Raw genomic sequence first — 22,072 nt, 5'->3', positions numbered from 1 at the left:
GCGAGGGACCATCATGAGCTATCACAACCCCTATACCCCGCCGCGCAAGTCCGCGACCTTCGACGATTACACGCTGGCGGAAATCCGCCGTGCGGCGGCGACCGGCATTTACGACATCCGTGGCGCCGGCACCAAACGCAAGGTTCCGCATTTCGATGACCTGCTTTTTCTCGGCGCATCGATCTCGCGCTATCCGCTCGAAGGTTACCGCGAGAAGTGCGACACGTCGGTCGTCCTCGGCGCGCGCTTCGCCAAAAAGCCCATTCACCTGAAGACGCCGATCACCATTGCCGGCATGAGCTTCGGTGCGCTCTCCGGCAATGCCAAGGAAGCGCTCGGACGCGGCGCGACGATTGCCGGAACCTCCACCACGACAGGCGACGGCGGGATGACCGATGAAGAGCGCGGCCATTCGCAGACGCTGGTCTACCAGTATCTGCCGTCGCGATACGGCATGAATCCCAAGGACCTGCGTCGCGCCGATGCGATCGAAGTGGTTGTCGGTCAAGGCGCAAAGCCCGGCGGCGGTGGCATGCTGCTCGGCCAGAAGATCTCCGATCGTGTCGCCAACATGCGCAATCTGCCGAAGGGCATCGACCAGCGCTCGGCCTGCCGCCACCCGGATTGGACCGGCCCGGACGACCTCGAAATCAAGATCCTGGAACTGCGTGAGATCACCGACTGGGAAAAGCCGATCTATGTGAAGGTCGGTGGCGCGCGTCCCTATTACGATACCGCACTTGCGGTGAAGGCTGGGGCCGACGTGGTGGTGCTCGATGGCATGCAGGGCGGAACCGCCGCGACGCAGGATGTCTTCATCGAAAATGTCGGCATGCCGACGCTCGCCTGCATCCGCCCCGCCGTCCAGGCGCTGCAGGATCTCGGCATGCATCGCAAGGTGCAACTGATCATCTCGGGCGGCATCCGATCGGGCGCCGACGTGGCCAAGGCACTGGCGCTGGGTGCCGATGCCGTTGCCATCGGCACGGCGGCACTCGTTGCGATCGGCGACAACGATCCGCATTGGGAAGAAGAATACCAGAAGCTCGGCACGACGGCCGGCGCCTATGACGACTGGCACGAAGGCAAAGACCCGGCCGGCATCACGACGCAGGACCCGGAACTGATGAAGCGCCTTGATCCAATCGCCGCCGGCCGCCGTCTCGCGAACTATCTGAAGGTTATGACGCTGGAAGCCCAGACCATCGCGCGCGCCTGCGGCAAGAACCACCTGCACAACCTGGAACCGGAAGATCTTTGCGCGCTGACGATGGAGGCGGCCGCCATGGCCCAGATCCCGCTCGCCGGCACAAACTGGTATCCCGGCAAGGGAGGCTACTGATTTCTACTACCGGCCGGGCAAACGTCCCGGCCGTCTCGCATCCATAAGCAAAGTGTCTCCAAGAAATCCAAAGGGGAACGAGAATGACACTGGACCTTGCCGCTTTTGCCAAAGACAAAGGCATCAAATATTTCATGATCAGCTATACCGACCTGTTCGGTGGCCAACGCGCCAAGCTGGTCCCGGCAGAAGCCATCGCCGATATGCAGAAGGATGGCGCCGGCTTTGCGGGCTTCGCAACCTGGCTCGATTTGACGCCAGCCCATCCCGACCTGTTCGCGCTTCCCGATGCGTCCTCGGTCATCCAGTTGCCCTGGAAGAAAGACGTCGCATGGGTTGCAGCCGACTGCGTCATGAACGATCAGCCTGTCGAACAGGCACCGCGCGTGGTGCTGAAAAGACTGGTCGCTGAAGCTGCGAAAGAAGGGCTCCGGGTGAAAACCGGCGTGGAGCCCGAGTTCTTTCTGATTTCTGCGGACGGCTCGGTGATTTCGGACCAGTTCGATACCGCCGAGAAGCCTTGCTACGATCAGCAGGCCGTGATGCGTCGCTATGATGTCATCGCCGAGATCTGCGACTACATGCTCGAGCTCGGCTGGAAGCCCTATCAGAACGACCACGAGGACGCGAACGGCCAGTTCGAGATGAACTGGGAATATGACGACGCGCTTCAGACGGCAGACAAGCACTCCTTCTTCAAGTTCATGGTCAAGTCGGTCGCCGAAAAACACGGCCTTCGCGCCACCTTCATGCCGAAGCCCTTCAAAGGCCTGACCGGAAACGGCTGCCATGCCCATATTTCGGTCTGGGACATCGATGGCAAGGTCAACGCCTTTGCCGACAAGGAAATGGCCTTTGGGCTCTCCGCTCAGGGTAAAACCTTCCTCGGCGGCATCATGAAGCACGCCTCCGCGCTTGCCGCGATCACCAATCCGACGGTCAATTCCTATAAGCGCATCAACGCGCCGCGCACGACATCGGGCGCGACCTGGGCGCCGAACACCGTGACCTGGACGGGCAACAACCGCACCCACATGGTGCGCGTGCCGGGACCTGGACGTTTCGAGCTGCGCCTGCCTGATGGTGCGGTCAATCCGTACCTGCTGCAGGCGATCATCATCGCGGCCGGCCTCGACGGCATCCGCAGCCAGGCAGACCCCGGCCGGCATTACGATATCGACATGTATGCCGAAGGGTATCTGGTGAAGGACGCGCCGCGCCTACCGCTCAACCTGCTCGACGCGCTGCGCGCCTATGATGCAGACGAGGGCTTGAAGCAGGCGATCGGGGCCGAGTTTTCCGCCGCCTATCTCAAGCTCAAGCATCAGGAATGGAATGCTTTCTGCTCGCATTTCACCCAGTGGGAACGCGACAGCACGCTCGACATCTGAACGGACGGGCGTTCTGAAGACACGCTGATGCGCCGGAGCAGACAAGCTCCGGCGTGGTTGCAGTGCCGCGTGTATTTCAGACGCCAAAACGACGCTAACACTTTGAATTGCTGCGTAATTATCAAGTCGATCCCGATTTAAGGAATTATGCAGTAGGCCATCTGCGCTCGGGATAGCGAAGGAAGAAACAGCATGAAGAGTTTCGTACTCACCGTATCCTGCAAGTCGACGCGCGGCATCGTCGCGGCGATTTCGAGCTATCTGGCCGACAAGGGCTGCAACATCATCGACAGTTCGCAGTTCGACGATCTCGACACCGGCACGTTCTTCATGCGCGTCAGCTTCATTTCGGAGGAGGGGCTTTCGGGCGCCGATATCGACGCCGGTTTTGCGACCGTCGCCGCTCCTTTCGAAATGGATTACGATTTTCACGACAGCGAGAAGCGCATGAAGGTGCTCTTGATGGTGTCGCGCTTCGGCCATTGTCTGAACGACCTGCTCTACCGCTGGAAGATCGGCGCCCTGCCGATCGATATCGTCGGCGTCGTCTCCAACCATTTCGATTACCAGAAAGTCGTGGTCAACCACGACATTCCCTTCCACCACATCAAGGTGACGAAGGAGAACAAACTGCAGGCTGAAGGCCAGATCATGGATATCGTCGAACAGACCGGAACCGAGCTGATCGTGCTGGCGCGCTACATGCAGGTGCTTTCGGATGCGATGTGCCAGAAGATGTCCGGGAAGATCATCAACATCCACCATTCCTTCCTGCCGAGCTTCAAGGGCGCCAACCCTTACAAACAGGCCTATCAACGCGGCGTGAAGCTGATCGGGGCGACGGCGCATTACGTCACCGCCGATCTCGACGAAGGCCCGATCATCGAGCAGGACACGGCGCGCATCACCCATGCGCAGTCGCCCGACGACTATGTCTCGATCGGCCGCGACGTCGAAAGCCAGGTGCTGGCGCGCGCCATCCACGCCCATATCCATCACCGCACCTTCATCAACGGCAACCGCACCGTGGTCTTCCCGGCCAGCCCCGGAAGTTACGCGTCGGAGCGGATGGGCTGAGAGATGATTGGCGTCATCGCACCCATCGCGCCACAGCGCCTATGCCATCAAAGTTTGGGAAATGCATGCCGGGCGGGCTTGCCACGACGCGAAAGACTTATATAGTCAGGAAATAAATATTCCGTAGAGGAAATAAGAGGGAACGGACAATGGCTTTATCATGGCGTTTCTCCGTCTTGGCGGATCGGCATCGCGCACTGGGATCGAAGCTCGAGGACTGGAGCGGTATGGGCACCGCCTGGACTTATGACAAAGACATGTCGGAAGAGCATGTCGCCGTCCGTACCAAGGCCGGCATCATGGATGTCTCGGGCCTGAAGAAGGTGCACCTGGTCGGCCCGCACGCCATCGCCGTGCTCGACTCCATCACCAGCCGCGACCTGACGAAGATCTACCCCGGCCGGTCGGTCTATGCGACGATGCTGAACGAGCGCGGCCACTTCACCGACGACTGCATCGTCTATCGCACCGGCCCGAATTCCTGGATGCTGGTGCATGGCTCCGGCTCCGGCCACGAGGAACTCGTCAAGCAGGCCGCGGGCCGCAATTGCGCCGTGCTCTTCGATGACGACCTGCACGACCTGTCGCTGCAGGGACCGCTCGCGGTCGACTATCTGGCCAAATATGTGCCCGGCATTCGCGATCTCAAATACTTCCACCACATGCAGACGACGCTGTTCGGCGCGCCGGTGATGATCTCGCGCACCGGTTATACCGGCGAGCGGGGCTACGAGATCTTCGTGCGCGGCCAGGACGCCGTCATGGTCTGGGACCGGATCGTCGAGGAAGGCAAGGAGATGGGCATCATCCCCTGCTGCTTCTCCGTTCTCGACATGCTGCGGGTCGAAAGCTACCTGCTCTTCTACCCTTACGACAATTCGCAAATGTATCCCTTCGCCGATCAGCCGCCCGGCGATAGCCTCTGGGAACTCGGCCTCGACTTCACCGTCAGCCCCGGCAAGACGGGCTTCCGTGGCGCCGAGGAGCATGCCCGCCTCAAGGGCAAGGAACGCTTCAAGATCTTCGGCATGCTGATCGATGCCGACGGACCGGCCGATCTCGGTGACGAAGTCTTTGCCGACGGCAAAAAGGTCGGTGTCATTACCTGCCCGAGCTATTCCTCCCTGACGAAGAAATCCATGGCGATTGCCCGCTTGGACGTTGACAAGGCGGTGCATGGGACGAAACTCGAAGTCCGCGGCAAGACAGTAAAGGCAAGCGCCACCGCCCATACACTTCCCTTCGACGATCCGGAGAAGAAAAAGAGGATTGCCGTAGGTTAAGGAGCAGGCGAATGCTCGTTGCAGGCATCAAGAGCCGACCCGTCTACACGGGCTTGACCATCCAGCCCAATGCCCGGCGGCACATTTTCGCGCTCGAAGGGGAGGGCGCCAGGGCTCTGCTCGATCAGCAGCCGGCGCTTGACGAAACGGCTCTTGCCCGCAGCGAGATCCTCTATGTCGCCCGCGGCTCGCAAGGATCCGGCCTGGACGAGACGCTGCGCCGCCTCGGCGCCGACATGTTCTTCACGGCCCCGACGATCGCAACGTTGCTCTTCCGATTGAAGGGGTCGCTTGCCACCGCTCACATGGGCACGCGGCTTTACCTATCGGGCACGGAAGGCTTCATCGGCCAGGCAATGCTCGTGGCGCTCGATTACGGCATGGACCATGCCTCCGTCATCACCGAGCATCGCGGCTCGCTGGCACGGCGCGTGCAATGCGTCCATTGCAAGGGCATCACCGACGACGTCACCACCAGCCCGTTTGCCTGCAGCCATTGCGGGCTGCCGCTTCTGGTGCGCGATCATTATTCGCGCCGGCTCGCCGCCTTCCAGGGCGTCAATATCGATGCGGAAGAACCGGGCAGCGCGCCTGACCCCGAGGAGTTGTTCCTTTGAGCGGTGGTACTGAAATTCCTGTCCGTGTGGTGCGGATCACGCCGATTGCCGAGCGCGTCAAGCGCTTCCGTTTCGAGCGCCTTGACGGCAAGCCGATGCCTTATTTCTCCGGCGGCGCCCACGTCATCGTCTTGATGAACGATGGCGGCCATATGCGCCGCAACGCCTATTCGCTGATGTCGCCGCCGCATGATTGCGCAGCCTACGAGATCAGTGTGCTGCACGTCGAGAATTCGCGCGGCGGCTCCACCTTCATGCATGAGAAGGTCAGCGAAGGCGACGAGCTCAAGGTCAGTTATCCTGTCAACCTCTTCCAGCCGGACTGGCGCGGGCGCAAGCATCTTCTGATCGCCGGCGGCATCGGCATTACCCCCTTCATCGCAATGATGGAGCAGTTTTCCCGCGAGGGCGCCAATTTCGAGCTGCATTATGCCATCCGCACGCGCGACCGCGGTGCCTATTGGCAGCAACTTGTCGAGCGCTATGGCGGACATCGCATCAAGATCTATTGCGATGCCGAAGGCGGCGCCATCCCCCTGACGCGCCTGCTCGGCACCCAGCCGCTCGGCACGCATCTTTATGTCTGCGGCCCATCCGGCATGATCGACGGCGTGCTGAAGTCGGGACTGGACGCCGGCTGGCCGGAACAGAACCTGCATTCGGAACGGTTCCTGTCGTCTCTACCAGGCAAGCCCTTCGCGATCGAGCTCCTGCGGTCCGGCAAGACCGTGAAGGTCGGCCATCACGAAAGCATGCTGGAGGCAATCGAGGCAGCGGGCGTCGATGCGCCCTTCCTCTGTCGCGGCGGCGCCTGCGGTCAATGCGAGACCGGCGTCGTCACCTGCGACGGCAAGCTGCTGCACCATGACGTCTATTTGACGAGCGAAGAAAAAGCATCCGGCCGCAAGGTGATGATCTGCGTTTCCCGCTTCGAGGGAAACACGCTGCATCTTGATCTCTAGCGGCATCGGAAGCGGAACAAGGAGACCGGACATGGCAATCGTCTTCAAGCAGGAAACCTTCCGGAACGATTTCAGCTATCGGAATAGCCCCGAGAATATCCGGCGTTTCCCGTTTCCCTTTGACCGCGACGAATACATGTATTCGGTCAATATGGAGCCGCATGTCCACGGCCGGGCGGGAACCGTCTACGAAAGCTTGATCGACGTCGACGAGCATTATGTCGCCGAGATGCACGACCGGGCGCTGGTGCTGAAGGAAGATCCGCTACGCTATCAGGCGCTGCCGCACATGATGAGCGCGCAATGGGATACGCTCGAACTTTTGATGGAAGAGCAGGCGGCAGGGTACCCCGACCATTTCACGCTGATCCGCAACGGTGACCAGTGGCGTTGGATCAACCGCCCGCTCGGCATCGACGACAGCTTCACCTTTGGCGATGCCTCGACGCTGCCCTATGAGCCCTTCGAATATATCACCCGCCAGGCCCAGGGCGATTTCTGCATCGTCGACCAGCGCGACAGCAATCTCTGGATGGACGCCGGCATGGTGACGACGCAGGCCGACTGGTCGCTCGATTTCGACATCGGCATGAACTTCATGGAATGGCATGGGCCGGTGCCGCTCGCCCACCAGATCGGCGTCTTCGACCGAGCGCTGAAATTCCTGTTGAACCTGCAGCAGGGCAAGCCGACACGGCGCTTCAACTGGACGATGACGATCAATCCGCGGCTCGACACCAGCCCGGAGAATTATCACAAATGGGGTCCTGACCGCACCACGGTGACACCTGATAATGTCGGCGAGAAGGTGCATCTGCGCGTCGAGCTGCAGAGCCTTTGGCGCCTGCCACGCTCGAACGCCATCCTTTTCGTCATCCGCTGCTACCTGATGAACATGGAAGAGCTCGTGACCGTGCCGAAATGGGCGCGACGCTTTCCGCGCGTGCTGAAGACACTGCCGCCGGAGCTCATCGACTACAAAGGCCTCACCCGCTTCCGCGAGACGACGATCGACTGGTTTTCCAAGTATGACGATGGGGCGCCGACCAGCCCCGGCATCTATCCGGACTGACACGCAGGACAATGCGATATAATCAAGAGGGGAATGCTTCATGACAAGAGTAGCCGTCATCGGTGCCGGTCCTTCCGGACTGGCGCAGCTGCGCGCCTTTCAATCGGCCGCCCAAAAGTGCGCCGAGATCCCGGAGATCGTCTGCTTCGAAAAACAGTCGGACTGGGGCGGGCTCTGGAACTATACCTGGCGCACCGGCCTCGACGAATATGGCGAGCCGGTCCACGGCAGCATGTATCGTTACCTTTGGTCGAACGGACCGAAGGAATGCCTTGAATTCGCTGACTATTCCTTCGAGGAGCACTTCGGCAAGCCGATCGCCTCCTATCCGCCGCGCGCCGTGCTCTGGGACTACATCAAGGGCCGCGTCGAGAAGGCGAACGTCCGCCACTGGGTGCGCTTCAGCACGCCGGTACGCATGGTCCGCTTCGACGATCAGACGAAGAAGTTCACGGTGACGGCGCATAACCGCGTCGAGGACCGGATGTATGACGAGGAATTCGACTATGTCGTCGTGGCATCAGGTCATTTCTCGACGCCGAACGTGCCCTATTTCGAAGGCGTGAAGACCTTCAACGGCCGCGTGCTGCATGCCCACGACTTCCGTGACGCGCTGGAGTTCAAGGGCAAGGACATCCTGCTCGTCGGACGCAGCTATTCGGCCGAGGACATCGGCTCGCAATGCTGGAAATACGGCGCGAAATCGGTGACGACGAGCTATCGCTCGAAGCCGATGGGCTTCAAATGGCCGGAGAATTTCGAGGAGCGGCCATTGCTGATCAAGCTCGAAAACCGCACCGCACATTTCCTCGACGGCTCGACCAAGGAGGTCGATGCGGTGATCCTCTGCACCGGATACCAGCACCACTTCCCATTCCTGCCCGACGAACTCCGGCTGAAGACCGCCAACCGCCTCTGGGCTGACAGCCTCTACAAGGGGGTGATCTTCGACAAGAACCCGCAGCTTTTCTATATCGGCATGCAGGACCAGTTCTATACCTTCAACATGTTCGACGTGCAGGCCTGGTGGGCACGCGACGTGATGATGGGCCGCATCACGCTGCCGCCGGAAGAGGAGCTGAAAGCCAATTTCGACATGTGGCGCGCCCGCGAGGAAACACTCGAGGATGCCGAGCAGATGATCTGGTATCAGGGCGACTATGTGAAGGAACTGCTTGCCGAAACCGATTATCCCTCCTTCGACATCGAGGGCACCAACCAGACCTTCATGGAGTGGGAACATCACAAGGCTCACAACATCATGGGCTTTCGCGATCATGCCTACCGATCGCTGATGACCGGCAACATGTCGCCGACGCACCACACCCCCTGGGTCGAGGCGCTCGACGATTCCATGGAGGAATATCTGCGCAACTGATGAGGCGGGCCTGCATTGCCGGAGGAGGGTGTTCGTGCACTCTCCTCCGGCATATTGTGAGCCGCGCCTTTGAGCGAGACGATTGCAACTCTTCTCTTCGGATGTGGCCTTCATGGATTTTCAAACGAGCATTCTCGGGCGCATGAGCGGTTTTCTTTACCGCTGCCGTGCCGATGAAAACTACACGATGCTTGAGATGACCAACGGCATCGAGCGCATCTTCGGTTATCCCGTCGATGAAATCATCGGCAACCGCACGCGAACCTTCACCTCGATCATGTACGAGGAAGACGTGCCTTTGATGGATGAGATCGTCGGACGGGCGCTGGAGAAGCGCACGGACTGGACGATGGAATATCGCATCCGCCACGCCATGGGGCATCTCATCTGGGTCACCGAGACAGGCGGCGGTATCTGGGACGAGAAGGGTGAGCTTCTCTATCTCGAAGGCAGCATCATCAACATCGAATCGCTCTATCAGCGAATCGATGAACAGACCTCCGGCATGCGCGTCACCGCCTCGAAGACCAATGAGATCCTGCAATCGCTGCGTTACCTGAAGCTGCTCGCCGTCAATGCCGGCATCGAGGCCGCCCGCGCCGGCACGGCCGGATCGGGCTTTGCCGTGCTGGCCGCAGAAATGCGCACGCTCGCCAACTCCTCGGAAGAGGCCGCACGCGCCATTTCCAACGCACAACGCAAGGCCGAGGGCTGAGCTTTACCCAAGCAGCGGCAGATTTGCGACTCAAGTCGAAAGCCGCAATATTAACCGGGCAGCGCTTCCGCAGATTGCAACGCTTTTCCAATGGCTTGCGGTAATTCTGCGCTTAAAGAATCTCAGGTGATTGTCGGTGAAATTAAGGCCGCGTTAACTTTTTGTTAACCATAGCAGCGGTAGACATGGTCAACGATTTCTTCACATAGATGACCAAAGTGCTAACAGACGCTCGCTCTATCCGCATCAAGGGCCGCTCTTTCCTCGCGGTCATGCTGTCTCCGGATCTTCCCATCGATGATTGGTTGATCCGGCTGGACGATTTGGCCGCGCGTTCGGCCGGCTTCTTCCTCGGACGGCCTGTCGTGCTCGATCTGACGGACCTGCAAATCGACCGGCCACAGCTCAAGGACCTGATTGCCGAACTTGCCAAGCGCAATGTCAGCATCATGGGCATCGAGGGCGCGCGGCCTTCGATCCTCGGATCCGGCATGCCGCCGGCACTCAAAGGCGGTAGGTCGGTCTCCGACATCGAAGTTCAGGCAAAGGAGCCTGCCGATCTACCCGGCAAACCGGCAGCGGCGGAGGCCCGCCCGGCCATGCAATCGATCGTCATCCGGGAACCGGTGCGCTCGGGGCAATCGGTGATCTTTCCGGAAGGCGACGTCACCGTCATCGGATCGGTCGCCTCGGGTGCCGAGGTCATCGCCGGCGGGTCCGTCCATATCTATGGCGCCTTGCGTGGCCGAGCCATGGCGGGATCCATCGGAAACGCATCGGCGCGGATCTTTTGCCGCAAGCTCGAGGCCGAGCTGGTTGCAATCGACGGCATCTACAAAATGGCGGAAGACATGGCCGCCAATCTTCGCGGACAGGCTGTTCAGCTCTGGCTCGAAGACGACGCGATCATGGCAGAGAAACTGATCTGACGACAGCGCCGCGTCTCTTCGAGAGCCGCAAAGGACGCTTTAACACTTTGAATTACTGGGGCCACGGCAAAGGAGAGACAATGATGGGGAAAGTGATCGTCGTCACGTCAGGCAAGGGCGGGGTTGGCAAGACGACCTCGACCGCCGCATTGGGAGCGGCGCTGGCGAAACGCAATGAAAAAGTCGTCGTCGTCGATTTCGACGTGGGCTTACGCAATCTCGACCTCGTGATGGGCGCCGAGCGCAGGGTCGTCTACGACCTGATCAATGTCATCCAGGGCGACGCCAAGCTTACCCAGGCGCTGATCCGCGACAAGCGGCTGGAAACGCTGTTCCTGCTGCCGGCCTCGCAGACGCGGGACAAGGACAATCTGACGGCCGAGGGCGTCGAGCGCGTCATCAACGACCTGAAGCGTTATTTCGACTGGATCATCTGCGACAGCCCCGCCGGGATCGAGCGCGGCGCGACGCTCGCCATGCGCCACGCCGATGTTGCCGTGGTCGTCACCAATCCCGAGGTCTCGTCGGTGCGCGATTCGGATCGCATCATCGGCCTGCTCGATGCCAAGACCGCCAAGGCCGAACGCGGCGAGCGGATGGAAAAGCACCTGCTGCTCACCCGCTATGACGCCAACCGCGCCGAACGCGGCGACATGCTCAAGGTCGACGACGTCCTGGAGATCCTGTCCATCCCGCTGCTCGGCATCATACCCGAAAGCATGGATGTTCTGCGGGCATCCAATATCGGGGCGCCGGTCACGCTGGCAGACAGCCGCAGCGCGGCTGCGATGGCCTATTTCGATGCCGCTCGCCGGCTCGCCGGCGAAGTTGTGCCGATCGCCGTCCCAGAGGAAAAGAGGAACATTTTCGGCAAGATCTTCGGACGGAGGGCAGCATGAATATTTTCCGTCTATTCAACAAGCAGAGAACCGCACCGGCCGCCCGCGAACGGCTGCAGGTCCTTCTCGCTCATGAACGTTCCTCGGCGGGGTCGGACCTGGTCACCCTGCTGCGCGAGGAAATCCTGGCGGTGATCGCAAAGCATGTGCAGCTCGACCACGATAAGGTGCAGGTGACGATCGATCGCAACGAATACGTCTCGACCCTTGAGATCGACGTCGAAATCCCACTGAACGCAGCCGTTCAGGCTGCTTGAAAGAGAGCGCTGCCTGTTGCGACAACAGGCGGCGCTGACGATCAGGACTTCCTGGCTTTGCGATTGGCGTAACGCAGGTCGCGTTCGGCCTTTCGGGCGGCTTCGTCGGCAATCACGCGGGCGATCCGCTCTTTGTCAGCTGCTTCGCGCGCGTCGGCATCGGCGCGTGCTGCGGCCTCGGCGGCAGCCTGACGTTCGGCCTCGGCGGCCTGAGCCCGCTCCAGTTCCTCGAGCTTGACCCGTTCTCGCTGAGCGCGACGTCCTTCCCTGGCCGCGGCAATGGCTTGACGCTCCGCCTGCTTTGCCAGCCTTGTCGGTTCGGCTGAATCCTTGGCGCTACGATACGCATTGAGGAGAGCCGCCTTGGCTTCGGCAGCGGCGCTGCGGCGATCGGAAAGCTCGTTGTTTTTGGCGTTTTTCAAATCTGTTTCCTGACTGTTTGACTTCGACCCTAGAGCATGATGCCGAAAAGTGTGCGCGGTTTTCGGACGACACCATGCTCTAACTAAATAATGTAGAACAGGATTCAGAGTTTAGGCCGACCCTGCCTAAAATCATCCTGTTCTAGCGCGCCGCACGTCTTAAGACGCGCAAAGGGCGCTGTAATACCTTGAACTGCTGCATCGCTTTATCCTGAAATCGGACCGATTTAAGGAATTATGCCGTTGGGTCAGATTTTCTTTTTTCGCTTCGCGCTGGGAGCAGTACCCCCTGTCAAGCGATCCTGCAATTCCTTGGCTTCACGCGCTTCGCGTAACCGCAAGGTTTTTTCCTCGCGGGCACGTATGGTCGAATCGATCTCTTCGACCGCGCGGCTTCGCGCCAGGAACTGCGATTGCGCGTTTCCGAAGGCAATCTCCGCCTGCTTGCGTGATTTGCTGTGTGACTCTGTCATATCAATCCTGGATTTATCAGCCCGCTTGGCGGAACGCAGCAAAAAGGCCAGGCAACTTGCCTGACCTTGATAGTATCATACTTTCAACTGTGCCGGTACATCCGCGGTCAAAGGAAAGCAGATTTCAGTTTAAGCGGCTTGGAGATTGCAAGCGGACATTTTGCCCGACTTGTTATCGCGCTCAAGCTCGTAGCCGATCTTCTGGCCTTCGACGATTTCGCGCATTCCAGCACGCTCGACGGCAGAGATGTGGACGAAGGCGTCAGCGCCGCCGTCATCAGGCTGAATGAAGCCGAAGCCCTTGGTGGAATTGAACCATTTAACGGTGCCAGTGGTCATAACAAACCCTTTCATAGCAATTGACGACCGCACGTGCGAAAGCACGACGGATGATGATCTCGATTTTGAAGAGGGAAGTTCGTCCAGGGCACGCTGCCAGCGTGCGATAACAAAAGTCAAACAAGCAATATCGACCACCGAGATATAATCATCGAAGCCGGATATGTCAACTTTTAGTTTTTTTGAGCCGCCAAATCGCCATAAGATTGCATCTCGCCGGTCGTGCGCGTCAACGACAGTATCAACAACCGATCGCCGTTTCCCGACCTCCAAAGCAGGCGTTACGAGCGCGGCAGCGTCTTCTGCGGATCGTAATGCGAAAGCGGCACGATCGTCGCCGGCAGGCGCTTCTGGTGGCCGTCGAGCTTGCCGACCTCGACCTCGGTGCCCGGGTTTGCATGCATCACATCGATGCGTGCGAGCGCGATCGTCTTGCCGAGGACCGGCGAGCGCGTGGCGCTGGTGACGACGCCCACCTGCGCCCGGCCGATATGAATGCAATCGCCATGGCCGACGGCCTCGTTGGACTTGATGTCGAGGCCGACGAGCAGATGGCGCGGATGCTCCTTGCGCCGGATCAGCGCCTCGCGGCCGATGAAATCGTCCTGTTTGGATTTCAGCGGCACCGTGAAGCCGATCCCGGCCTCGAACGGATCGGTCTGGTCGGTGAATTCGTGATGGGCGAAGATCAGGCCCGCCTCGATGCGGACCATGTCCAGCGCTTCCAATCCCATCGGCTTCAACCCGTGCGGCTGGCCGGCCTCCCAGACGGCGTCGAACACCGTCAGCGCATCCTTCGGATGGCAGAAGATCTCGTAGCCGAGTTCGCCGGTGTAACCGGTGCGCGAGACGACGATCGGCGCACCCTCGAAGCCGCCGATGCGGCCGACGGTGAAGCGGAACCATTCGAGTTCGCCGATCGTCGGCTGGCGCGGCGCCGTCCAGATGATCTCCTTCAGGATATCGCGGCTCTTCGGCCCCTGCAGGGCGATATTGTGCATCTGGTCGGTCGAAGAGCGGACCCAGGCCTTGAAGCCCTTCTTCTCCGCCTGCTGGCGCAGCCATATGCCGCTGAAATCATCGCCGCCGATCCAGCGGAAGTTCTTGTCGCCGAGCCGGAACAGGGTGCCGTCATCGATCATGCCGCCGTTTTCGTAGCACATGGCGGAATAGACGACCTGGCCGGTCGACAGTTTGCGCACGTCGCGCGTCAGGCAATATTGCAGCAGTTCCTCGGCATCCGGCCCCGTCACCTCGAATTTCCGCAAGGGCGAGAGATCGATGACGGCGGCGCGCTCGCGGCAGGCCCAGTATTCCTCGACCGGCCCTTCGCTGGAAAAGCGGTTCGGCAGCCAGTAGCCGCGATATTCGGTGTAGTCGCGTGTCAAGGCGGAGAGGCGGGGATGGAAGGCGGTTTCGCGCGTCAGTTCGGCGTCGGCATCTGGGGTCATGCGATAGGCCACCGCTCGTGAGAATTTCTCTTTTCCGGAAAAGGTGCGGACGTGGATATCCGTCGGATCCCAGCCGTTCGCAGCGTCGATATCGTCAGGGCAGGACGAGGAGACGCAGACGAGATCGGTCAGCGCCCGCATCAGCACATAATCGCCGGGACGCGACCAGGGCTCGTCGAGATAGAGCTGGTTATTGTGGTCGATATTGGTGTTGTAGAAATAGTTCAGCGCTTCCCAGCCCTTGCGGCCGGCAATGCCGTAAGGCGCCAGCACCGCATTGAAATTGTCCGTGCAGTTGACGTGGCCGGGATAACCCATGTCGTCATAGTAGCGCGAATTGCAGGCGGTCGCGAAAGCGTCGTGACGGCCGACCGTATCCTGGACGATTTCGACCAGCGGCTCGAAGTCGCGGTCGAAGGCCTTCGAAGGGAGACCCGGCATCGGATAGCTGCGGCCGAGCAGCGTGCGGGTGACGGTGGAATCGAGCGCGAGGTCGAGGCCCTTGTCGACCTTGCGGGCGGCAAACGCCTGGAAATCGGTGCACTGGCGTCCATAGACGTCGATGATCTGGATGAATTCGCCGGCACGCACGAAATAGGCCGCCGCGGTCGCCGCCCGGATGCGAATATCCTCGACCGGATCGGCGGCCGGTTCCGGCAAAGCGGAGGCATAATCGCGGATCAGCAGGCTGCGCTTGATCCTGATCTCGATCGGCGTCGCTGTATCCTGCGCCTCCGGCGACATGGCGCTGGCCGGTGCTGCGACGATCAGCAGGCCCTTCATGGAAATCGTGAATTCCGCCCTGCTGCCCGGGGTCGATCCCGACCCGAAAATGCAGAGCGCGCCGGCCTTTGCAAGATCGGCGCCGCGACGCTGAAGCGCTGCACGCGTGCGGGCAGCACCCTCATCCTCCGCTTGAAGAATGGCCTTCAAACCATCGGCTGAATTGCTGAATGCCGTTCCGAGACCGGCCGCCAGGAACCGCCCTTTCTCGTCGAGGAAGGAGATTTCGCAGACCTGTCCGCCCTCGCTGTCGATGACGATGACGCCATCGCCCGGCTCGACGCGCACAACGACCGATCCGCCGCCCTTTGCCCTGTAGCGCTCGGTTCCTTCCGGCAAGGTGGAAATGCCGGGATAGTGCACGAGGCTCGGAGCGGCCGGCCGCAGGCCCGTCATAGCAGGATGAAGTTCTCGCATACTGCCCTCATGGGAGGATCGGGCGTCCTCGGACACCCACCCATGCAGGTTACAAAATGCCCCGGGAAAGTAAAGTGATGTTGACTAAAAAGAAAATATCTTCACTATGCATAAAGAGTTGAGACTCGGGGAATCCGTCGGGAACACGGATCGTCAAAATCATCCGAGCGGGCTTGAGACCGTCAGGGAGACACGTTCAGGGAGACGTACAAAGATACGTCCGGAACAAATAGAATGGGGAATTTCACCGATGACAGACGTTGTGGAGGCCGGGATTGTATCCGGCGCCGAAGGTAAGCTTGTACGTGCGCTCGACTGGAAGGGCGCATTCTGGGTGGCTGCGGGCGTGCCGCCGCTCGTTCTTTTCTCCATTGGCGGCATCGCTGGCACGACGGGCAAGCTCGCCTTCGTCGTCTGGATCATCTCGATGGTGATGGGTTTTCTGCAATCCTTCACCTATGCCGAAATCGCCGGCATGTTCGCCAACAAATCCGGCGGCGCTTCGGTCTATGGCGCCACCGCCTGGCTGCGTTATTCGAAATTCATCGCGCCGCTCTCCGTCTGGTGCAACTGGTTTGCCTGGTCGCCGGTGCTGTCGCTCGGCTGCGCCATCGCCGCCGGTTACATCCTCAACGCATTCTACCCGATTCCTGCAGCGGATTCGCAAATGGTCCTCGACTGGATCTCAGCGCATGCCGCTTCCATCACGGCCGACAGCCCCCGCGTCGCCGAATATATCGCAGCCCATACCGGCACCACGCCGGATGACGCCGTCAAGGCATTGCTCAGCACCGACGGTATCGCAGCGCTGACGCCGGCGATCCGCAGCTGGTCGCTCTTGAGCTTCAACATTCCCTTCCTCGCCACCGCCAATATCAACGCCACCTTCTTCATCGGCGGCATGCTGATGCTGATCATCTTCGCGATTCAGCATCGCGGCATTTCGGAAACGGCAAGCGTGCAGAAGTGGCTGGCAATCATCGTGCTGGTGCCGCTGCTCATCATCGGCCTCTATCCGATCGTCAGCGGTCAGATCCTCGCCACCAACGTCACCGGCCTCGTGCCGCCGACGGCGGCCTATGCCGCTGCCGACGGCACCTGGAGCAATGGTGGCTGGACGCTGTTCCTCGGCGGCCTCTATATCGCCGCCTGGTCGACCTACGGCTTCGAGACGGCCGTCTGCTACACCCGCGAACTCAAGAACCCGAAGACCGACACCTTCAAGGCGATCTTCTATTCCGGCCTTGCCTGCTGCCTGTTTTTCTTCCTCGTGCCCTTCGCCTTCCAGGGCGTTCTCGGCCATGCAGGCATGCTGGCCCCCGGCATCGTCGACGGCACAGGTGTTGCCGAAGCGCTCGGCGGCCTGATCGGCGCCGGCCGGATCGTCACTCAATTGCTCGTCGTACTGATGATCATGGCACTCTTCCTCGCCATCATGACCGCGATGGCCGGCTCCTCGCGCACGCTCTACCAGGGTTCGAAGGACGGCTGGCTGCCGAAATATCTCGACCACGTCAACGAGCACGGCGCGCCGACCAGGGCGATGTGGACCGATTTCGCCTTCAATCTCTTCCTGCTGGCGATCGCCTCTGATGTCGGCGGCTACTTCTTCGTGCTCGCCGTCTCGAATGTCGGCTACATCATCTTCAACTTCCTGAACCTCAATTCCGGCTGGATTCACCGGATGGATTCCGGCCATATCGAACGCCCCTGGAAGGCTCCGACCTGGCTGATCGGCCTTAACACCGTGCTGGCCTTCGTCAACGCGCTGTTTCTCGGCGCCGGTGCCAAGGTCTGGGGTTATTCCAATGCGCTCTGGGTTGGCTTCATCTTCGCCGCCCTGATCCTGCCGGTCTTCGCCTATCGCCACTATGTGCGCGACGGCGGCAAGTTCCCGGCAGGCGCGATGGAGGATCTCGGCCTGGTCGGCCAGGATCTCGGCGTCAAGAAAGCCGGCATGCTGCCCTATCTCGCACTCGCCGGCGGTTTGGCGATCGTCCTGATCGCCAATGTGATCTTCCAGCTTCCGGCCTAAAATCGCCTCCCAAGCAGACAGGCCGTCAAGCCGCCATGGAAACATGGCGGCTTTTTCATGGAAGCGGGCGTCGCCTGATCGTCTCGCCGCCATCGACTGGCATCCTGTCCGCCTCGACGAGAAGCGGACAGGGTTCGTTCGGAGGCGGAAGGAGGGCTCAGCGCCCACCCTCGATCTTGCGATGGCGCTGGTTGATGCCGCCCTTGCCGTAGGGATAGTCGAGTGGCTGAGGCGCGCTCACCTCGTTCAGTCTTGCCATCTCGTCGTCGGAGAGTTTGAGCTTCATGGCGCCGAGATTGTCGGCGAGCTGTTCCGGTGTGCGGGCGCCGAGGATCACGGAGGTGATCGCCGGCTGCGCCGCTGTCCAGGCGAGCGCCACCTGCGCCATGCTGACACCCTGCACCTTGGCGATCTCTTCGACGACGCCGATGATCGCCCAGGTTCGTTCCAGCGCATTGCGCGGCGCATAGGATTCGCCGCCGCGATTGGGGTTTTCACCGAGGCGGGTGGCGCCGGTCGGCATCTCGTCGCGCTTGTACTTGCCGGTCAGCCAGCCGCCGCCGAGCGGTGACCACGGCAACAGACCCATGCCGGCATCCTGGCAGGCCGCGACGATCTCGAGTTCGATGTCGCGCACCAGCAGGTTATATTGCGGCTGCAGCGTCACCGGACGGGTATAACCGCGCGCCTTGGCGATCTCCGAGGCCTTGGCAATGTGCCAGCCGACATAATTGGAGAAGCCGTAATAGCCGATCTTGCCGGAGGATACCGCATCGTCGAGGAAGCGCAGCGTCTCTTCGATCGGGGTCAGCGCGTCCCAGGCATGCATCTGGTAGAGGTCGATCTGCTCGAGGTCGAGGCGGCGGAGCGAATCGTCGAGCGCCTGGCTAAGATGCCGGCGCGACAGGCCGATATCATTGGGTCCGTTGCCCATCGGAAAGCGTCCCTTGGTGGCGACGATCGCCTGGCGGGCCTCGGTCGGTCGGGCCTTCAGCCAGCGTCCGATGATCTCTTCCGACTTGCCGGCGCTATAGACATCGGCGGTATCGATGAAATTGCCGCCCCAGGCGAAATAATCGTCGAGCAGCTTGTGCGACGCGGCCTCGTCGGCCTCCGCGCCAAAGGTCATGGTTCCGAGGCAATAGGCGGTGACGACGGTCCCGCTGGGACCGAGCTTGCGATAATCCATTTCTTCCTCCTCATGCGGATACCCGCAGCCGACGTGCAAACGTCGGGGTAGAAGCCGGGGCTCCTGCAATCAATGACAATGACAATATTGTGCTTGAGGCGGCCGCTTGCCGCCGGATGACGTATAGCGCCCTGGGCTGGGAACTCAGGGGCGAGGGCAGCATAACCAATCCCGCCCGCGCGACCAAGTGAGAAAAAAATATTCCTGCCTGCCGTCGTGCCCGGCGAGGATCACGGATTTTGCCAAAACGAACCGGCGATCCGATCGGCTGCGGCGACACCGGTCTCGTAGGCGCCGTGCGCCGTCGAATAACGCGACGTCGAACAGGCCTCTCCGGCAAAAAAGATCCGCTCGTCATGCGGCGCGGCGAGACGGCCGCGTTGATCGGAGGCGCCGGGTTCGGCGTAGGAATAGGAGCCGCCGATATGGGGCGTTGCGGCCCAGGCCGACATCGCGGCGACTGACAGCTCCTTGCGGATATCCGCGCCGAAATGTGCCGACAGTTCGTCTCCAGCGAAGGAGAAGGCGGCCTCTCTGCCTTGCCCCTCAAGATCATGCGCGAGGTCGCCGGCAAAATAGGCTTCGACGACGGGGGCGCCGAACGGCCGGAGCTGATAGGTGCCGGTCGCGCTGCGACGGGGAGAGCCCAACATATGCGTGTCCGCCGGCAACGCCTCCCGATTTGCGAGCCTCAAGAACAGCTTGTCGGCGAGCCCGAGCGGCAAACGGGCTGCTGCCTCGATCTTGTCAGGCAAAGGCGGGTCGAAGGCGATCTTGCCGGCGGCAAGCACATTCGTCGAAACCGTCACCAGCACCGCGCGGGCACTGAGCACACCCTGGTTCGTCTCGATGCCGATACGGCCGGCATGACGATGGTCGATGCGCGTGACTTCGGTGCCGAGCCTTGCCCGAACCGGCTTGCCGTAAAGCGAGACCAGCGTCCCATAGCCCTCGCGCACCCGCCAGTCAGGGCCGGGGCCGGGATCATATCTGTTGTAATCGACGACCGACGACCGCTCCAGTTCGGCGCCGGTGATGTAGGTACCGACCGCCCGGATCTGGCCGTTCCAGGGATTGCCGGGCTCGAGCATATCGGCCATGGCTGCATCATTGCCCGCGTGGCTCTCCAGCCGCTCGAAATAGGCGCCGATCGCCTGCCTTGCCGCACCCGCCTTTGCGTCATCGCGCTGAAGCCGCCGTCCGCCATCGTTCCAGGGCGCAGGTGTGTGGTCGACCGTCAGTCCGACCTCTCCGGCGATCGCAGTCCAGGCATTGGTCCGCGCGCCATGCAGCCAGCCGCAGCCAAGATCGAGCCCGATATCGGCGGCCTCAGGCAGTCCAACCGTCCAGGCGCGACCGCCGAGACGATCGCCAGCTTCAAGCAGGAGGATGGAAAGATCCGGGCGGATTGCCTGTAGGCGACGGGCGGCGGCAATGCCGGCGGCACCGGCGCCGATGATGACGACGTCCTCGTCGGCACCTTTGCTGTTGTCACCAGGCATGTATTTTCCTTCGGTCGTGCGACGGTTAAGTGGAAAGGGTCGTCTCAAGCCAGCCCCGCTTCGCTATTGCAGCTGCTCCAGCAGCCGCTGGAGTGCTGTCCGCAAATCGTCCATCTGCTGCTGGCTGGTCAGGGCGGCCCAGCCTTCATCGACGCGCCGGCCCGCCGCCATCGCTATCGGCCTGACCCCCTGGCCTTTTTCCGTCAGAAACACCAGCCGGCCACGCCGGTCAGTCGGATCGGGCCGGCGCTCGACATAACCCAAGCGCTCGAGTTCTTCCACGGCCTGCGTCATCGTCTGCTTGCGAACACGGGCGAGCTTGGTCAGCTCGCTGACCTGGATGCCCTCCGGCCGCGCGAAGGTAAAGACATTGGCGTGCGGCGGGCGGATATCGCCGTAGCCGGCCTCATCGAGTGCCGCTTCCACGGCCTGTGTCCAATGCTGATGGACCAGACGCAACAACAGGCCAAGGGAAGAAGACGACATGAAACCCCGCGCAGCGATATAGACAGTTACCTGTCTATATGATAGATGGACAGTCGCCTGCCTATATAGCACGAAAGCGTGGAGCTCCATATGCCGACCATCGATATCCTCAACTCGTTCATCTCCTACGAGGAGCTGGGGGAGGGCGACCCGATCGTCTTCCTTCACGGCAATCCCACCTCATCGCATCTCTGGCGGAACATCATGCCCGGTATCGGGCCTGGCCGCTACCTAGCGCCCGATCTCATCGGCATGGGACGCTCCGGCAAACCCGATATCGGCTATCGCTATGGCGATCACATCGCCTATCTCGACGCCTGGTTCGATGCGCTTGACCTCGACGACGTCGTGCTCGTCGGCCACGACTGGGGCGGCGCGCTGGCATTCGACTGGGCTTCACGCCACGTCGAGCGGGTGCGCGGCATCGCCTTCATGGAAACCATCCTGCGGCCGATGGGCTGGTATGATCTGCCGGGCGGCGGAAAGGCGCGTTATGAACTGTTGCGGGGTGCGGGAACCGGCGAGACCAAGGTCCTCGACGAAAATTTCTTCATCGAACAGGCCTTGCGCGCGACCACGCTGAAAGGGCTGAGCGATGCCGACTGGGATGTCTACCGAGCACCCTATCCGGACCGTAACAGCCGGCGCCCGCTGCTGGAATGGCCGCGCGCCATGCCGATCAACGGCGAGCCGGCCGACGTGGTCGCCAGGATCGAGGCCTATGACCGCTGGCTTTGCGCCAGTCCTCAGACTCCCAAGCTGTTGCTGACCTTCGACGGTCCCTCCGAAACGCTGTTGATCGGCAGCGAGATGATATCGTGGTGCCGCGACAATATCGCCGGCCTGGAGATCAGGGGGTGCGGGCCGGCGCGCCACATTGCCCCCGAGGACCAGCCCGAGGCGATTGCCGCCGAAATCAAAAGCTGGATCGACAGGAAGGGGCTCAGAACAGCGCAGCGGAAGGTCGCGTCTCAGACATAAAATCTGCGTCTGCGTTACCGTTATTGCGACATGACAGACTGTTGCAATGTTGAGCCGGTTCATGGGTGGGAT

Annotated in this window: 21 protein-coding genes; 14 read left to right on the top strand and 7 right to left on the bottom strand. The window is 61.1% G+C overall.

Going from position 1 to position 22,072, the window contains the following annotated elements; translation table 11 throughout:
• The first annotated feature begins 13 nt into the window (after positions 1-13).
• The 12 genes from AC25BC_RS30465 (at position 14) to minE (ending at position 11,922) form a co-directional block, all read left to right on the top strand.
• Positions 14-1,342, top strand: coding sequence for an FMN-binding glutamate synthase family protein (locus AC25BC_RS30465; protein ID WP_003548137.1), 1,329 nt, complete (start codon positions 14-16; stop codon positions 1,340-1,342).
• 83 nt (positions 1,343-1,425) lie between these two features.
• Positions 1,426-2,733, top strand: coding sequence for a type III glutamate--ammonia ligase (glnT, locus tag AC25BC_RS30460; RefSeq protein WP_012763164.1), 1,308 nt, complete (start codon positions 1,426-1,428; stop codon positions 2,731-2,733).
• A 192-nt stretch (positions 2,734-2,925) separates the two neighbouring features.
• Positions 2,926-3,810 carry a formyltetrahydrofolate deformylase gene (gene purU, locus AC25BC_RS30455; protein ID WP_128439146.1) on the top strand — a complete coding sequence of 295 codons (885 nt, stop codon included), beginning with the start codon at positions 2,926-2,928 and terminating at the stop codon, positions 3,808-3,810.
• A 149-nt stretch (positions 3,811-3,959) separates the two neighbouring features.
• Complete coding sequence (locus AC25BC_RS30450; RefSeq protein ID WP_012763166.1) at positions 3,960-5,093, top strand: aminomethyl transferase family protein; 1,134 nt, start codon at positions 3,960-3,962, stop codon at positions 5,091-5,093.
• Positions 5,094-5,104: 11 nt separating this feature from the next.
• Positions 5,105-5,710 (top strand): dimethylamine monooxygenase subunit DmmA family protein, encoded by a 606-nt coding sequence (locus AC25BC_RS30445; protein WP_128439147.1) that lies wholly within the window; start codon positions 5,105-5,107, stop codon positions 5,708-5,710.
• Positions 5,707-6,672 carry a PDR/VanB family oxidoreductase gene (locus AC25BC_RS30440; RefSeq protein ID WP_128439148.1) on the top strand — a complete coding sequence of 322 codons (966 nt, stop codon included), beginning with the start codon at positions 5,707-5,709 and terminating at the stop codon, positions 6,670-6,672. The genes AC25BC_RS30445 and AC25BC_RS30440 overlap by 4 nt, the downstream gene beginning before the upstream one ends.
• A gap of 31 nt (positions 6,673-6,703) precedes the next feature.
• Positions 6,704-7,744: a heme-dependent oxidative N-demethylase family protein gene (locus AC25BC_RS30435; protein WP_012763169.1), complete on the top strand. Its 1,041-nt coding sequence runs from the start codon at positions 6,704-6,706 to the stop codon at positions 7,742-7,744.
• A 40-nt stretch (positions 7,745-7,784) separates the two neighbouring features.
• The gene (locus AC25BC_RS30430) at positions 7,785-9,122 is read left to right on the top strand and encodes an NAD(P)-binding domain-containing protein (RefSeq protein WP_128439149.1); all 1,338 of its coding nucleotides are present in this window, start codon (positions 7,785-7,787) and stop codon (positions 9,120-9,122) included.
• Between the two features lie 112 nt (positions 9,123-9,234).
• The gene (locus tag AC25BC_RS30425; protein ID WP_128439150.1) at positions 9,235-9,837 is read left to right on the top strand and encodes a methyl-accepting chemotaxis protein; all 603 of its coding nucleotides are present in this window, start codon (positions 9,235-9,237) and stop codon (positions 9,835-9,837) included.
• 209 nt (positions 9,838-10,046) lie between these two features.
• Complete coding sequence (gene minC / locus AC25BC_RS30420) at positions 10,047-10,766, top strand: septum site-determining protein MinC (RefSeq protein WP_012763172.1); 720 nt, start codon at positions 10,047-10,049, stop codon at positions 10,764-10,766.
• An 83-nt stretch (positions 10,767-10,849) separates the two neighbouring features.
• Positions 10,850-11,665 (top strand): septum site-determining protein MinD, encoded by an 816-nt coding sequence (gene minD, locus AC25BC_RS30415; protein WP_128439164.1) that lies wholly within the window; start codon positions 10,850-10,852, stop codon positions 11,663-11,665.
• Positions 11,662-11,922 carry a cell division topological specificity factor MinE gene (gene minE, locus AC25BC_RS30410; protein WP_003548116.1) on the top strand — a complete coding sequence of 87 codons (261 nt, stop codon included), beginning with the start codon at positions 11,662-11,664 and terminating at the stop codon, positions 11,920-11,922. Before minD ends, minE begins: the two co-directional genes overlap by 4 nt.
• A gap of 41 nt (positions 11,923-11,963) precedes the next feature.
• Here the strand turns inward: minE and AC25BC_RS30405 are convergent, their stop codons facing one another.
• From AC25BC_RS30405 to AC25BC_RS30390, 4 genes are all read right to left on the bottom strand, one after another.
• The gene (locus AC25BC_RS30405; protein WP_128439151.1) at positions 11,964-12,344 is read right to left on the bottom strand and encodes a DUF6481 family protein; all 381 of its coding nucleotides are present in this window, start codon (positions 12,342-12,344) and stop codon (positions 11,964-11,966) included.
• A gap of 248 nt (positions 12,345-12,592) precedes the next feature.
• Complete coding sequence (locus AC25BC_RS30400; RefSeq protein ID WP_012763174.1) at positions 12,593-12,817, bottom strand: hypothetical protein; 225 nt, start codon at positions 12,815-12,817, stop codon at positions 12,593-12,595.
• A gap of 129 nt (positions 12,818-12,946) precedes the next feature.
• Entirely contained in the window at positions 12,947-13,156 is a 210-nt protein-coding gene (locus tag AC25BC_RS30395) for a cold-shock protein (RefSeq protein WP_003548109.1), read from the bottom strand.
• Between the two features lie 281 nt (positions 13,157-13,437).
• The gene (locus AC25BC_RS30390) at positions 13,438-15,807 is read right to left on the bottom strand and encodes a trimethylamine N-oxide demethylase (RefSeq protein WP_128439152.1); all 2,370 of its coding nucleotides are present in this window, start codon (positions 15,805-15,807) and stop codon (positions 13,438-13,440) included.
• A 250-nt stretch (positions 15,808-16,057) separates the two neighbouring features.
• On the opposite strand from AC25BC_RS30390, the gene AC25BC_RS30385 reads away from it, so the two are divergent.
• Positions 16,058-17,842, top strand: a complete 1,785-nt coding sequence (locus AC25BC_RS30385; RefSeq protein WP_128439153.1) for a trimethylamine N-oxide permease — start codon at positions 16,058-16,060, stop codon at positions 17,840-17,842.
• Between the two features lie 157 nt (positions 17,843-17,999).
• Here AC25BC_RS30385 and AC25BC_RS30380 read toward each other — a convergent pair whose 3' ends face one another.
• The 3 genes from AC25BC_RS30380 to AC25BC_RS30370 all read right to left on the bottom strand — a co-directional run bounded on the left by AC25BC_RS30380 (position 18,000) and on the right by AC25BC_RS30370 (position 21,109).
• Positions 18,000-19,031 carry an aldo/keto reductase gene (locus AC25BC_RS30380; protein ID WP_487778577.1) on the bottom strand — a complete coding sequence of 344 codons (1,032 nt, stop codon included), beginning with the start codon at positions 19,029-19,031 and terminating at the stop codon, positions 18,000-18,002.
• A 230-nt stretch (positions 19,032-19,261) separates the two neighbouring features.
• Positions 19,262-20,533, bottom strand: a complete 1,272-nt coding sequence (locus AC25BC_RS30375) for a flavin monoamine oxidase family protein (protein ID WP_128438714.1) — start codon at positions 20,531-20,533, stop codon at positions 19,262-19,264.
• A gap of 63 nt (positions 20,534-20,596) precedes the next feature.
• Positions 20,597-21,109: a MarR family winged helix-turn-helix transcriptional regulator gene (locus AC25BC_RS30370; protein ID WP_128438713.1), complete on the bottom strand. Its 513-nt coding sequence runs from the start codon at positions 21,107-21,109 to the stop codon at positions 20,597-20,599.
• Between AC25BC_RS30370 and AC25BC_RS30365 the strand changes: the two genes are divergently transcribed.
• Entirely contained in the window at positions 21,110-22,000 is an 891-nt protein-coding gene (locus tag AC25BC_RS30365; RefSeq protein ID WP_128405904.1) for a haloalkane dehalogenase, read from the top strand.
• Positions 22,001-22,072 lie beyond the last annotated feature (72 nt).

This window comes from Rhizobium sp. WSM409 (assembly GCF_057653825.1).
This window is presented reverse-complemented; position numbering and strand designations above follow the sequence as displayed.

What these genes read in the sequence shown, in the direction of transcription:
- glnT (WP_012763164.1), top strand. Translation starts at nt 1,426, where the DNA reads ATGACACTGGACCTTGCCGCTTTTGCCAAAGACAAAGGCATCAAATAT.
- AC25BC_RS30445 (WP_128439147.1), top strand. Translation starts at nt 5,105, where the DNA reads ATGCTCGTTGCAGGCATCAAGAGCCGACCCGTCTACACGGGCTTGACC.
- AC25BC_RS30465 (WP_003548137.1), top strand. Translation starts at nt 14, where the DNA reads ATGAGCTATCACAACCCCTATACCCCGCCGCGCAAGTCCGCGACCTTC.
- AC25BC_RS30380 (WP_487778577.1), bottom strand. Translation starts at nt 19,031, where the DNA reads ATGGATTATCGCAAGCTCGGTCCCAGCGGGACCGTCGTCACCGCCTAT.
- AC25BC_RS30370 (WP_128438713.1), bottom strand. Translation starts at nt 21,109, where the DNA reads ATGGAGCTCCACGCTTTCGTGCTATATAGGCAGGCGACTGTCCATCTA.
- AC25BC_RS30375 (WP_128438714.1), bottom strand. Translation starts at nt 20,533, where the DNA reads ATGCCTGGTGACAACAGCAAAGGTGCCGACGAGGACGTCGTCATCATC.
- minC (WP_012763172.1), top strand. Translation starts at nt 10,047, where the DNA reads ATGACCAAAGTGCTAACAGACGCTCGCTCTATCCGCATCAAGGGCCGC.
- AC25BC_RS30450 (WP_012763166.1), top strand. Translation starts at nt 3,960, where the DNA reads ATGGCTTTATCATGGCGTTTCTCCGTCTTGGCGGATCGGCATCGCGCA.
- AC25BC_RS30390 (WP_128439152.1), bottom strand. Translation starts at nt 15,807, where the DNA reads ATGCGAGAACTTCATCCTGCTATGACGGGCCTGCGGCCGGCCGCTCCG.
- AC25BC_RS30365 (WP_128405904.1), top strand. Translation starts at nt 21,110, where the DNA reads ATGCCGACCATCGATATCCTCAACTCGTTCATCTCCTACGAGGAGCTG.
- minE (WP_003548116.1), top strand. Translation starts at nt 11,662, where the DNA reads ATGAATATTTTCCGTCTATTCAACAAGCAGAGAACCGCACCGGCCGCC.
- AC25BC_RS30385 (WP_128439153.1), top strand. Translation starts at nt 16,058, where the DNA reads ATGACAGACGTTGTGGAGGCCGGGATTGTATCCGGCGCCGAAGGTAAG.
- AC25BC_RS30425 (WP_128439150.1), top strand. Translation starts at nt 9,235, where the DNA reads ATGGATTTTCAAACGAGCATTCTCGGGCGCATGAGCGGTTTTCTTTAC.
- purU (WP_128439146.1), top strand. Translation starts at nt 2,926, where the DNA reads ATGAAGAGTTTCGTACTCACCGTATCCTGCAAGTCGACGCGCGGCATC.
- minD (WP_128439164.1), top strand. Translation starts at nt 10,850, where the DNA reads ATGGGGAAAGTGATCGTCGTCACGTCAGGCAAGGGCGGGGTTGGCAAG.
- AC25BC_RS30430 (WP_128439149.1), top strand. Translation starts at nt 7,785, where the DNA reads ATGACAAGAGTAGCCGTCATCGGTGCCGGTCCTTCCGGACTGGCGCAG.
- AC25BC_RS30435 (WP_012763169.1), top strand. Translation starts at nt 6,704, where the DNA reads ATGGCAATCGTCTTCAAGCAGGAAACCTTCCGGAACGATTTCAGCTAT.
- AC25BC_RS30400 (WP_012763174.1), bottom strand. Translation starts at nt 12,817, where the DNA reads ATGACAGAGTCACACAGCAAATCACGCAAGCAGGCGGAGATTGCCTTC.
- AC25BC_RS30395 (WP_003548109.1), bottom strand. Translation starts at nt 13,156, where the DNA reads ATGACCACTGGCACCGTTAAATGGTTCAATTCCACCAAGGGCTTCGGC.